We start from the raw sequence: 12,029 nt of genomic DNA, 5'->3' as shown, positions 1-12,029 counted from the left end.
GGATGCCCGCAGACAAGTTTCTACCGTGCCGCTCCCGCTGGGCTCGGGTGCGACTATAATGCGTTTTGCGCCGGCCCGGTTCCACCCGCGTGGAACTTGTCGTGCACGCAAGCGTTACCGGGCTTTGGCTTCAACTTGGCCAATCACAAACGTGGCTCAGAGCGGCCATCACTCCTTTGGCACGTTCAGCTTGGCAGGGAACTTTCGCATGGCTTCCAATCCGCTTATCAAGCAGCTCCCGTTCCTGCGCCGCTACACGCGCGCCCTGATGGGATCGCAGGCGGCCGGCGATCTTCTGGTGCAGAACACGCTGCAGGCGATTCTCGACGGCAAGGTCGCCATCGATCCCGCGGTCTCGCCGCGGGTCGCGCTCTACAAGGCGTTCCACGAGACCTGGAACCGCCAGTCTTCCGGCGGGCAGGTGCCCTCGCGCGCCGATGCCCGGCTTCAGGCCATGGACCCTTCCTCGCGCGTGGCGCTGCTGCTCACCGCCATGGAGGGCTTCTCCTTCGCCGAGGCCTCGACCATTCTCGGCACCACCCTTTCCGACGTGGAGGCGCAGGTGGTGGCGGCGCAGCGCGAGATCGACCGCCAGCTCGCCACCCGCGTCCTCATCATCGAGGACGAATGGGTGATCGCCCTCGACCTCAAGACCCTCGTCACCGAACTGGGACATGAGGTGATCGGCGTTGCCCCCACCCATTCCAAGGCGGTGGAGCTGGCACAGGGCGGCCATTTCGGCCTGGTGCTGGCCGACATCCAGCTCGCCGACGGCTCCTCCGGCATCGAGGCGGTAACGGAGATCCTCGAGAGCTTCAACGTGCCGGTGATCTTTATTACCGCCTTCCCCGACCGCCTCCTCACGGGCGAGCGGCCGGAACCCACCTATCTTATCACCAAGCCGTTCCTCACCGAGACGGTGAAGGCGACGGTGGCGCAGGCCCTGTTCTTCCACGAGGCTCGTGCCGAGCCCGAAGCCGCGCGGAGAGCCTGAACGGGGACGTTCGCGCAGCGCCTGACAAAAGGTCCGCGCGCGCCTCACGGACAGCCTCCCCGCGGAAAATCGCGAGGACTACGAACTTTCCCGGGCACGCAATTGCCGTGTCGGTCGTTACACTCCCGAGCGGATATGGAGCGAGCCCCGAACGGCGGATGCTCCCACCGCGCGTGACAAACCCTGCCGGAGACAACCATGGTCGACAAGCCGCAGATCGTGACCGCCCCCGCCGCCGAGGCCAGCCTCAACGACGTCAAGTCGGACCTCGACCAGCTCAGGGCCGATTTCACCAAGCTGCTGGAAACCCTCGGCAAGACCGCCAAGCACTCGGTGAAGGGCGCCAAGGGCGAGGCCGAGAGTGCCGCCGGCGAGGTGGGCGACTGGGCCGAGGAGCAGGTGCTCACCCTGCGGGAGAGCATCCGCGAGCAGCCCATCACCGCCTGCGCCATCGCTGCGGGCGTCGGCGTCATTCTCGGCCAGATCCTGCTGCGCCGCTGATCCGCGCCGCCTTGGCCGGTCCTGGGTCCGGCCGGTCACGCCACTCCTGAAGCTGCCGGGCGGGCCATCCCCCGGCGGCTTTCGATCATCCCTCCCCCTTCGGCCGGAAGCCGAGCCGCTCCAGCGCCGCCACCAGCGTGGCGCCGTCATAGGGCTTGGAGATGACCCCCACGTCGCTGCGCCCGACGAACAGATCGGAGATGTCCTGCGCGGCATAGCCGGTGGCGACGATGATGGGCAGGTCGGGCGCGATCTCGCCGAGCCGGCGCACCACCTCGTCGCCGCGCATGTCGGGCAGGCCGATGTCCACGATGGCGAGCGCCAGCGCGTCGCGGCCGATGTCCGCCTTGGCGGCGCGGGCGTGCGAGAGCGCCGCCTCGCCGTGGGAGGCGATGGTGACCTTGAAGCCCTGATCTTCCAGGACCTGGCTCGCCACCATGGCGACGAAGGGTTCGTCCTCCACCAGGAGGACGGCCCCCCTGAGGGCGGGTTCGTCCAGCATTCCGTTCACTTTGGCGACCAGTTCCGACTGGCTGTAGGGTTTGGTCAGGAGCTTCATGCCCGGATCGAGCCGCCCCTGGTGCACCACCGCGTTGCGGGCATAGGCAGTGGTGAACAGCACGCGGGTCCGCGGCATCCGCCGCTTCACCTCGTCGGCGAGGCCCCGCCCATCCATCCCGTCGCCGAGGCGAACGTCGGTGAAGAGCAGGTCGGGGTGGGTGCCGCGTGACACCGCGTCGAGGGCGGCGGAAGCATCGGCGGCCTCGATCACCGTATGGCCGGCCTCCCGCAACGTCGCGGCGCCCATGGCGCGGAGCTGGTCGTCGTCCTCCACCATGAGCAGAACGGCGGGCGCGGCACGGACCTCGCCATCCGTCCGCGCTGGGACAGGTTCGAGCAATCCGGGAGTTTCCTCCAGCCGCGGCAGATAGAGCTTTACCGTGGTGCCCTCCCCGCGCTCGGAATAAATCATCACGTGCCCGCCCGACTGCTTCACGAAGCCGTAGACCTGGCTGAGACCGAGCCCGGTGCCGTCCTTCGGCCCCTTGGTGGTGAAGAAGGGTTCGAAGGCGCGGGCGCGCACATCCTCCGACATACCCATGCCCGTGTCGCTGACGAAGATGGCCACATATTGCCCCGGCGCGAGATCCTCGTGCTCGGCGCAATAGGCCTCGTCGAGATAGGCGTTGGCGGTCTCGATGGTGAGCTTGCCGCCGTCCATCATGGCGTCGCGCGCGTTCACCGCGAGGTTGAGGATGGCATTCTCCAGCTGGTTGTGGTCGATCTCCGTGCGCCACAGCCCGCCGGCGAGCACAGTTTCCAGCATCACCCGTTCGCCGAGCGCGCTGCGCAGCATGTGCGACATGCCCGTGACGAGGCGGTTGGCGTCGGTGGGGCGGGGATCGAGGGGCTGGCGGCGGGAGAAGGCGAGGAGGCGCTGGGTGAGGATGGCGGCCCGAAGCGCCCCCTGCCGCCCGTAGTCGAGAAAGCGGCGGATCTCCTGGGTCTTGATCTCCTGGTTTCGGGTGTCGGCAGGGTCCGTCGGCACCCGGCGCTCGGCGGCCTCGATGTTGCCGATGATGATGGTGAGCAGGTTGTTGAAATCGTGCGCAATGCCGCCGGTGAGCTGGCCCACCGCTTCCATCTTCTGCGCCTGCCGGAGCTGGGATTCGGCGCGCAGGCGCTCTTCCATCTCCTGCTTCAACAGGGTGTTGGCCGCGGCGAGCTGGGCCGTGCGGGCGGCGGCGAGGCGCTCCAGATCCTCGTTGCTGCGCGACAGGGCTTCGCGGGCGGCGACGATCTCGGAGATGTCGGTGCAACTGCCGTACCAGCGGTCCACGCGGCCATCCTCGTCGCGCACCGGCACGGCGCGGCAGAGGAACCAGCGATAGCTGCCGTCCTTGGCGCGGAACCGGCACTCGCGCGAGAAGGGATTGCCGCTGGCAAGGCTCCCCTTCCACGCCTCCATGACGCAGCTCTTCTCCTCCGGATGGAGGAAGGCGTGCCATTCCACCACCTCGCCGGGCGGCGCCTCGACGCCGGTATATTCGGCCCAGCGGTGGTTGTAATAGTCGCCGCTCCCGGCGGGGGACGAGGTCCACACCATCTTCGGCAGCGCCTCGGCGAGCAGGCGATAGCGCTGCTCGCTGGCGGCGATGGCCTTCTCCGCCCGTTTGCGCTCGGTGATCTCCACCACGATCATGCCGACGAGGCTGATGGCCTGCCCTGAGGTGCGCACCGGGAAATAGCTGACGAGGAAGTGGCGCCAGACGCCCGGCGCGGCCGGCGTCGCGCCTTCCAGCTCCACGTCGGCGATGACCTCGCCGGTGGCGAGCACGCGTTCGAGGGATGGCGTCACCGCACCGGCGAGCTGGGGCAGCATGTCGGCAAGGGAGCGGCCGGCGTGCTCGCGGGCCGGGATGCCGTCGATGCGGGCCAGCATCTCGTTGACGCGGATGAAGCGCTGCTGGGCATCGAAGAAGGCGAAGCCCACGGGTGCGTGATGCAGCAGGGCTTCCAGCGTCGCCACCACGGCGGTCTGCTCGGTCGCCGCCGACAGCAGTGCGGCATGGGCCGATTCCAGGCGGCGCAGGGTGGTGCGCACGAGGGCCGCGATTCCCCACACGGCAATGGCATTGATGACGAAGGAGAGAAGCGAGGCCAGCGGCGGACTGGCGATGCCGCTGCTCCCGCTTTCCGGCACCAGCGCGGCGTTGACGCCGGCGAGCAGGGCGATGGCGGCAAGGCCGATCTCCGCACCGCACACCAGCGAAACAACGATGATCGCAGGCAGCTGGAACAGGTAGGGCGGGAAATCCAGCACCCAGAGGATGAGGCCGAGCCTGAGCGCCAGCGCCGCCCCGATGACGGTGCAGGCAAAGGCGAGGCGCCACCACAGGGGCCGCTGCTCCGCGATGATTCTCAGGAAGAGGCCGGCGGGGCCTCGACTGGACAGGTCCATCCCTGCTCCCTGTGGCGATCGGGCCGCCACATTGCCCCCGCATGTGCCGCGGGATCAACCGCCGCTGGCCCTGTTCATTTCTGCCCGACCGGGCCAAGCGGACGCGGCGAAGCCGGCCCTGGCCAGAAACCAGGGCCGGCAAGCCTGTCTTCCCGAGGGCTTCCGGGGTGCGGACCAAAGATCCGCGCCCCGGCTTCCCGCGTGGATCAGCGGGCGGCCGGCGGGGTGGCCGGACGGTTGGTATTCACGCTGCCGGTGCTGGCGGGGGCCTTGTCCGCCTCGGTGAAGGTCGGCGCGTTCTTCAGCTCGTCCTTGGTCTTGCGCAGCACCAGACGGTCCTTGCCGTCGACGCGGGTGACCTCGACCGACTGGAACGGCACCGCCACGTCCTTCTCGCCGATGCCGAGGAAGCCGCCGACGCCGATCACCACGGCCGCGACATTGCCCGAGCGGTCGATGAGCAGATCGTTGATGTCACCGAGATTCTCGTCGGCCGGGCCGCGTACGGCGGAGCCGATGAGGTTGGACGCCATGTGCTGGTCGGCCATCTGGCGGGTCACGAAGGTGGGCGCCATGCCGGTGGCGGCAGCCGACCCGCTGGTCGTGCCCATGGTGCCGGTGGGGGCGGCCGGGGTGGCGTGCGGCGCGCTGGTGGTCGGCGCCGCCGTCTGCGCCATGGCGGTGGTGGAAAGAACAACAGCCGCGGTCGCAGCGTAGATCGGCATCATCTTCATGATATCCTCCTCGTGAGAACGTGTTCTGGCCCCATGGCCCTGTTCAAGGTGCACCGAAGCACTTGCCTTGCACGCATCCGCGCAAGGCCCTGCTCATCGAGTGCATGAAATGAAGCGCCGGCTCGACTGGCCTGCGCGCAAAGGCAAGCTGAAGTCTTCGAGTGGAAGTCTTGTCTCTGCTGGCCTATCAACTCGAACCGCGCCACCCGGTTCCCTTGCGTTCGACGCGGCCGGCGAGGTTCTCTGCGGCCACGTTCGATGGTCGGCGATACAGTCGTGCCGGAGCCGCCGATGGCCTGTTGCCATCGGAATGTCGATAAGATAAAAAGCGAGCGCTCGTTCGTTTTTGGCTTTTTCCTGGAAGGGCGCACCCATGGATTTCTCGATCTCCCCGGCCCTCGAAGATCTCCGCCGCCGCATCGCGGCGTTCGTCTCGGACGAGATCATCCCGCTGGAAAGCGACCCGGCCACCTATGACGCCCACGAGAACATCGCGGCGGCGCCGCTGGAGCGCCTGCGCGCCAAGGCGAAGGCGGAAGGGCTGTGGTGCCTCCAGCTGAAGCCGGAGAATGGCGGCCTCGGCGTCGGCCGCATGGGCATGGCGGTCTGCTACACCGAAATGAACCGCTCCATCTTCGGACCCGTGGTGTTCAATTCCGCGGCCCCCGACGACGGCAACATGATGGTGCTGGAACAGGTTTGCACCGCTGACCAGAAGGCCCGCTGGCTCGCCCCCATCGCCCGTGGCGAAGTGCGCTCCGCCTTCGTCATGACCGAGCCCCACCCCGGCGGCGGCTCCGACCCCTCCATGATGCTCACCCGCGCCGAGAAGCAGCCGGACGGCTCCTATCGCATCTATGGCCGCAAGTGGTTCATCACCGGCGCGGAGGAGGCGGCGCACTTCATCATCATCGCCCGCACCTCGGACGATGCGCGCAAGGGCCTGACCGCCTTCGCCTTCCACCGCGACGCGCCGGGCTGGCGCATCGTCCGTCGCATCCCCATCATGGGGCCGGAGGAACATGGCGGTCATTGCGAATTGGAGTTCGACGGCCTCACCATCCCGCCCGAGGATGTGCTCATGAAGGAAGGCGACGGCCTGAAGGTGACGCAGATCCGCCTCGGCCCGGCGCGGCTCACCCACTGTATGCGCTGGCTCGGCCTCGCCATGCGCTCGGTTTCCATCGCCCGCGATTATGCGGCGGTGCGCGAGGGCTTCGGCATCCGCCTCGCCGATCGCGAGAGCGTGCAGACCATGCTCGGCCGTATCGCCATGGAGATCGAGATCGGCCGCCTGCTCACCATGAAGGCCGCCTTCGAGCTGGACCGCGGCGGTCTCGCCCGCAAGGAAATCTCCATGGCCAAGATCAAGGCCGCCAACACCCTGCACCTGGCCGCCGACACCGCCATCCAGATCAACGGCGCGCGCGGCTATTCCAAGGACACGGTGCTGGAGTGGATCTATCGCTACGCACGGCAGGCCCGCATCGTGGACGGCGCGGATGCGGTGCACGAGATGGTGCTCAACCGCCTGCTGGACAAGGAAGGCGACGACTTCTGGAACTGGCCGGTGGCCGGAGGGGCGGCATGAGCGCGCCGGCGGCCTCCCTCGGGTTCGATGCTGCCGCGCTGGACGGCTGGTTGAAAGCCCGCGTGCCCGGCCTCTCCGGCACGCCGCGCTTCGAGGCCATCTCGGGCGGGCAGTCCAACCCCACCTACTTCGTCACCTATGACAATCGCGCCCTCGTGCTGCGCAAGCAGCCGCCGGGGGAGCTGCTGCCCTCCGCCCATGCGGTGGATCGCGAATATCGCATCATGCATGCGCTGGCCGGGACCGGCGTGCCGGTGCCGCTGGTGCTGGCCCTGTGCGAGGACAAATCCGTCATCGGCACCCTCTTCTATGTGATGGAGAAGGTGGACGGGCGCGTCTTCCACGACTGCACCCTGCCGGGCGTGTCCCCGCAGGAGCGCCGGGCCATGTACGAGGCCATGGCCACCACGCTGGCGGCCATGCACAACGTGGACCCCGCCGCCGTGGGCCTTTCGGACTTCGGCCGCCCCGGCAATTATTTCAGCCGCCAGATCGCCCGCTGGACCCGCCAGTGGGAGCTTTCGAAGACCCACGAGGATGCCAATATCGAGCGCCTCGTCGCGTGGCTGCCGGAGCATGTGCCGGCGGACGAGACGAGCCGCATCGCCCATGGCGACTACCGCATCGGCAATCTCATGTTCCACCCCACCCGCCCGGAGGTGGTGGCGGTGCTGGACTGGGAATTGTCCACGCTGGGGCATCCCTTGGCGGACCTCGCCCATTGCGCCATGGCCTGGGTGTCGCGGCCGGATGAATATGGCGGCATCGACGGGCTCGACCTCGATGCGCTGGGCATTCCCGCGCGCGCCGATTTCGTCGCGGCCTATCAGGCGGCGGCGACCCACGGGGCGCAGCTCACCGACTTCCACATGGCCTTCGCCCTGTTCCGCTGGGCGGTGATCTTCGAGGGCATCGCGGCGCGGGCCAGGGCGGGCAATGCGGCGGCCGAGGGCGCGGCAGACACCGGCCGCCTCGCCGAAGCTTTCGCCGCGCGGGCGGCGGCCTTCACCTGAGCCTCAGGTCAGCGCCTTCAGCACGAAGGCGTTGACCTGCGCCACATAAGCCGGCGCCTCGATGCCGCGCTCGCGGTATTTGCTGCGCTTCACATACCAGTCCTGCAGCAGCGGCTTGATGAGCGTCGCCGCAAACAGCGGATCGCCCGCGGCGAACGTGCCCTGTCCCATGCCTTCCGCGATGGCGTCGGCGAGGATGCGCTCGGTGGTGCGCTCGCTCTCCACAGCGCGCTTGCGGGCTTCGGGCGGGAAGGCCTTCGCCTCCATGTAGGCGAAGACGAACCAGGGGTGCATGGCCTCGGTGAGGAGGATGTGACGCTCGATCAGCCGGGCGAGATGCCGGGCCGGGTCCGCGCGCACGACCTCCGGTGCTCCAGCGAGCGCGCCCTCCGCTGCCTCCGCCACTTCCTCCAGAATCATGAGGAGCAGCGTGTCCTTGCTGTCGAGGTAGGAATAGAGCCCGCCCATGCTGAGGCCGGATTCCTCCGCAAGCTGGCGCAGGGTCATGGCGTGGAAGCCGTGGCGGTTGGCCAGCGTCAACGCCGCGCCGAGGATGCGGGCGAGGTTCGCCACCGCCAGATGGGGCTTGCGCACCTTGATGGTCTCGCGATGCCGGGCAAGGATGCGCTCGGCGCTGGCCTCGAGGGAATGATCCGGCGCGTGAGATGTCGCGATCTGCGCGTGCGCCGCCTGTTCCTCGCCCAATCGAGACCCCCGCCAAAGCTGTGTGCAGACTGCGGGCGGGCCGGCGAATGTCAAGCGAGGCCCCACACGGCGACGCTCGGCACCGGCGGAATTGTCCCATCCCCTTGCATCATGGCTCTGCCTTCGCTTTGCTGCCGGAAAGGGACCGGAGCCCGTCCGCATGAGCCTTCTGCGCGTTTATGCCCGCACCATCAGCCTCCTCGGCCCGGAGGCCCGGCTGGGGGCGCTGCTGGCCGGCTCGAACCTCGCCCTCGCGGTGTCCCAGTTCGCCGAGCCCATCCTGTTCGGCCGCATCATCGATGCGCTGGCGACGGCCCAGGCCGCCCAGCGCCTGCCGCATACGGACGATCTGGTGCCGCTGCTCGCCGCCTGGGTGTGCTTCGGCCTGTTCAATATCGGCGCCGGGGTGCTGATCTCCCTCCATGCCGACCGGCTTTCCCACCGCCGCCGGCTGGGGGTTCTGACGCAGTATTTCGAGCATGTGCTGCAACTGCCGCTGAGTTTCCACGGGGAAACCCATTCCGGCCGCCTGCTGAAGGTGATGCTGGAGGGCGTCGACGCTTTGTGGGGCCTCTGGCTCTCCTTCTTCCGAGAGGACTGCGCGGCGATCCTCTCCCTCGTCATCCTCGTGCCGGTGGGCATCTACCTCAACTGGCGGCTGGGATTGGTGCTGATCGTGCTGATGGCGGTGTTCGGCGTCGTCACCGCTTATGTGATCAGTCGCACCGAGGCCATGCAGCGGCAGGTGGAGGAATATAATTCCGACCTCGCCGAACAGACGTCCGACGCACTGGGCAATGTGGCGGTCATTCAGAGCTACACCCGCACGGAGGCCGAGGTCTCGGGTCTGCGCGACACGGTGAACCGGGTGCTGGCGGTGCAGATCCCGGTGCTGTCGTGGTGGGCGATGGTGTCCATGGCGACGAAGGCGGCGACGACGCTGACCATCCTCGCCATCCTGCTCATCGGCACCTGGCTGTACATGCAGGGCCTCGCCAATATCGGCGACATCGTCACCTACGTGGCCTTCGCCAACATGCTCATCGGCCGGCTGGACCACACGGTGTCCTTCTTCAACCGACTGATGATGTCGGCGCCGCAGCTCGCCCAGTTCTTCGATGTGCTCGACACGGTGGGCGCGGTGCGCGACCGGCCGGGGGCAAAGCCGCTGCCGCCGGTGAAGGGCGACGTGACGTTCGACGACGTGTCCTTCTCCTATGACGGCAAGCGCACGGCGGTGGCGGACGTCTCCTTCCACGCCGAGCCGGGCCAGACCTTCGCCTTCGTGGGCACCACGGGGGCGGGCAAGTCCACCGCGCTCGCCTTGCTGCACCGGGTGTTCGACCCCCAGTCCGGCGCCATTCGCATCGACGGCGAGGGCATTCGGGAGGTCACGCTCTCCTCCCTGCGCCACGCCATCGGCGTGGTGTTCCAGGAGCCGCTGCTGTTCAACCGCTCCATCGCCGACAATCTCAAGGTCGGCAAGCCCGACGCCACCGAGGCGGAGATGCGCGAGGCGCTGGCCCGCGCCCAGGCGCTGGAGCTGGTGGAGCGCAACCCGCTCGGCCTTCAGGCGGTGGTGGGCGAGCGCGGCCGCGCGCTCTCCGGCGGCGAGCGCCAGCGCCTCTCCATCGCCCGCGCTTTGCTCAAGAACCCGCCCATCCTGATCCTCGATGAGGCGACCAGCGCCCTCGATGCCGCCACCGAGGTGAAGGTGCAGGCGGCGCTGGACGAGGTGATGAAAGGCCGCACCACCTTCGTCATCGCCCACCGCCTCGCCACCGTCCGCAATGCTGACCGCATCCTGGTGTTCGAGCACGGGCGGGTGGTGGAGGCCGGCTCCTTCGACGAGCTGGTGCGCCTCGGCGGGCGCTTCGCGGGATTGGCCCGCGCCCAGTTCATGGCGGGGGCGGAAGCGACGCCCCGGCCCGCGCCCGCCGTGATCGTCGAGACATGAGGGAGTGCGGCAGTCCGGGGTTGCGCACCGTCAAGGACAAGCTGAAGTCTTCATCGTAAAGGTTTTGCGCATTCAAGGAGTGCGGCTGAATTGTGGCAGACTAGGCGAGGCTTCGACCTGTGCCGCTCCGGCCGTGCGCCCCATTGCGCCTTTTCCGCGCAAGCGAAACCGGTTATGGAAGGACAGTTCCTGCGCGCGATTTCTCAACAGGGAGCGGATCGGTTGGCGCCCACGACATCACGTTTCGCCCTCCGAGCCTCGTTTGCAGGCTGCCTGCTGGCCGCTTTCGGGCTTGTGCTTGCTGCCGGTATCCCGGCCCGCGCCAACCCGATCCTGCTCGTGGAGGCAGATACCGGCCGGGTGATCGAGCAGAAAGAGGCCGGGCGGCCCTGGCATCCCGCCTCCGTCACCAAGCTGATGACGGTCTATGTGGCGCTGAACGCCGTCCGCAACGGCCGCCTCACCTTCGATACGCCGCTCACCGTCTCCCCCGCTGCCGCTGCACAGCAGCCGTCCAAGATGGGCTTCAAGGTCGGCACGGTCGTCACCCTCGACAACGCACTCAAGATGGTTCTGGTTAAGTCGGCCAACGACATGGCTTGGCTGGTGGGCGAGGGCGTCGCCGGTTCTATGCCCGCCTTCGTCGCCGAGATGAACGCCACCGCCGCACACCTCGGCATGACCGGCACCCATTTCGAGAATCCGAACGGCCTGCCGGACCCGGCGCAGGTGACCACCGCCCGCGACCTCGCCATCCTGGCGCGCGCCATCATCTACCATTTCCCCGAGCAGGAAGCGCTGTTCCGCATCCCGGCCATCAAGATCGGCAAGGTGGTGCTGCGCAACTACAACCGCCTGATCGACCGCTATCCCGGCGCGGACGGCATGAAGACCGGCTTCGTCTGCGGCTCCGGCTACAATCTCGTCGCCACTGCCACGCGGGGCAACAAGCGCCTCATCGCCGTGATCCTCGGCGCCCGCTCCGGTACCGCCCGCACCGAGCAGGCGGCGCTGATGTTCGAGAAGGGCTTCCAGTCGTCCTGGTCGGTGTTCGGTGCCGCCGCCCCGCTTTTGTCCGCGCTCCCCAACAGCGGCGGGCCGATCTATGACATGCGGGCGGAAGTGTGCGGCGGCAAGCGTGCCGTGACCGCCTCCGAGGCGGACGACGAGCCCGATCCGCAGACCAGCTCCAGCTTCTCCTTCGCGACGCCCGCTCTGCCCAAGTCCGGTGCCGAGCTGCTGCAGACCCTGCCGCCCTCCATGCCGCCGGTTCCGGTCTATGTGGGCACGCGCAATGCGGTGGAGGATTTCGCCACCGCCTACGAACCGGACCCGCCGAAGAAGCCCAAGGCCGCCGCCGGATCGAAGCCGGACAGCAAGTCGGCCTCCACCGCCGACAAGCCCAAGACGGGTGGTGAAAAGGCTTCCGGGGATGCCGCCAAGAAGCCGGCCAAGCCGCAGGGCGCCGTCGCGGCCGGCAGCTCTGCAACGCCGAAACCCAAGCCGAAGCCGGCCCCCGCGCCCGCCAATCCCGAGGCCGCCGCTCCCGCGCCCAAACCGGCGACGTAAGTC

Annotated in this window: 9 protein-coding genes; 6 read left to right on the top strand and 3 right to left on the bottom strand. The window is 68.2% G+C overall.

All coding sequences use genetic code 11. The features are described 5' to 3' along the window. Positions 1 to 208 precede the first annotated feature (208 nt). Both XAN126_RS0125260 and XAN126_RS0125255 read left to right on the top strand, forming a co-directional pair. The gene (locus XAN126_RS0125260) at positions 209 to 994 is read left to right on the top strand and encodes a response regulator (protein WP_024281335.1); all 786 of its coding nucleotides are present in this window, start codon (positions 209 to 211) and stop codon (positions 992 to 994) included. Between the two features lie 198 nt (positions 995 to 1,192). Next, complete coding sequence (locus tag XAN126_RS0125255; RefSeq protein ID WP_024281334.1) at positions 1,193 to 1,495, top strand: hypothetical protein; 303 nt, start codon at positions 1,193 to 1,195, stop codon at positions 1,493 to 1,495. Between the two features lie 85 nt (positions 1,496 to 1,580). Here XAN126_RS0125255 and XAN126_RS28040 read toward each other — a convergent pair whose 3' ends face one another. Together XAN126_RS28040 and XAN126_RS0125245 are read right to left on the bottom strand one after the other, a co-directional pair. Further along, complete coding sequence (locus XAN126_RS28040) at positions 1,581 to 4,457, bottom strand: response regulator (protein WP_024281333.1); 2,877 nt, start codon at positions 4,455 to 4,457, stop codon at positions 1,581 to 1,583. 206 nt (positions 4,458 to 4,663) lie between these two features. Next, the gene (locus XAN126_RS0125245) at positions 4,664 to 5,191 is read right to left on the bottom strand and encodes a PRC-barrel domain-containing protein (protein ID WP_024281332.1); all 528 of its coding nucleotides are present in this window, start codon (positions 5,189 to 5,191) and stop codon (positions 4,664 to 4,666) included. Positions 5,192 to 5,564: 373 nt separating this feature from the next. On the opposite strand from XAN126_RS0125245, the gene XAN126_RS0125240 reads away from it, so the two are divergent. Both XAN126_RS0125240 and XAN126_RS0125235 read left to right on the top strand, forming a co-directional pair. Beyond that, positions 5,565 to 6,782 (top strand): acyl-CoA dehydrogenase family protein, encoded by a 1,218-nt coding sequence (locus XAN126_RS0125240; RefSeq protein ID WP_024281331.1) that lies wholly within the window; start codon positions 5,565 to 5,567, stop codon positions 6,780 to 6,782. Continuing rightward, positions 6,779 to 7,795 (top strand): phosphotransferase family protein, encoded by a 1,017-nt coding sequence (locus XAN126_RS0125235; protein WP_024281330.1) that lies wholly within the window; start codon positions 6,779 to 6,781, stop codon positions 7,793 to 7,795. Before XAN126_RS0125240 ends, XAN126_RS0125235 begins: the two co-directional genes overlap by 4 nt. Before the next feature lie 3 nt (positions 7,796 to 7,798). On the opposite strand, the gene XAN126_RS0125230 is transcribed toward XAN126_RS0125235, so the two are convergent. Next, entirely contained in the window at positions 7,799 to 8,500 is a 702-nt protein-coding gene (locus XAN126_RS0125230) for a TetR/AcrR family transcriptional regulator (RefSeq protein WP_051460692.1), read from the bottom strand. Positions 8,501 to 8,660: 160 nt separating this feature from the next. On the opposite strand from XAN126_RS0125230, the gene XAN126_RS0125225 reads away from it, so the two are divergent. Further along, the gene (locus XAN126_RS0125225; protein WP_024281329.1) at positions 8,661 to 10,457 is read left to right on the top strand and encodes a glucan ABC transporter ATP-binding protein/ permease; all 1,797 of its coding nucleotides are present in this window, start codon (positions 8,661 to 8,663) and stop codon (positions 10,455 to 10,457) included. 294 nt (positions 10,458 to 10,751) lie between these two features. Continuing rightward, a complete protein-coding gene (locus tag XAN126_RS0125220; RefSeq protein WP_024281328.1) occupies positions 10,752 to 12,026 on the top strand; it encodes a D-alanyl-D-alanine carboxypeptidase family protein in 1,275 nt (424 codons plus the stop codon). Positions 12,027 to 12,029 lie beyond the last annotated feature (3 nt).

It is taken from the genome of Xanthobacter sp. 126 (genome assembly GCF_000526175.1).
GTDB classification, from domain to species: Bacteria; Pseudomonadota; Alphaproteobacteria; order Rhizobiales; family Xanthobacteraceae; genus Xanthobacter; species Xanthobacter aminoxidans.
This window is presented reverse-complemented; position numbering and strand designations above follow the sequence as displayed.

Coding starts and splice junctions, on each gene's coding strand:
- XAN126_RS0125240 (WP_024281331.1), top strand. CDS start 5,565: ATGGATTTCTCGATCTCCCCGGCCCTCGAAGATCTCCGCCGCCGCATC.
- XAN126_RS0125260 (WP_024281335.1), top strand. CDS start 209: ATGGCTTCCAATCCGCTTATCAAGCAGCTCCCGTTCCTGCGCCGCTAC.
- XAN126_RS0125255 (WP_024281334.1), top strand. CDS start 1,193: ATGGTCGACAAGCCGCAGATCGTGACCGCCCCCGCCGCCGAGGCCAGC.
- XAN126_RS0125235 (WP_024281330.1), top strand. CDS start 6,779: ATGAGCGCGCCGGCGGCCTCCCTCGGGTTCGATGCTGCCGCGCTGGAC.
- XAN126_RS0125245 (WP_024281332.1), bottom strand. CDS start 5,191: ATGAAGATGATGCCGATCTACGCTGCGACCGCGGCTGTTGTTCTTTCC.
- XAN126_RS0125225 (WP_024281329.1), top strand. CDS start 8,661: ATGAGCCTTCTGCGCGTTTATGCCCGCACCATCAGCCTCCTCGGCCCG.
- XAN126_RS28040 (WP_024281333.1), bottom strand. CDS start 4,457: ATGGACCTGTCCAGTCGAGGCCCCGCCGGCCTCTTCCTGAGAATCATC.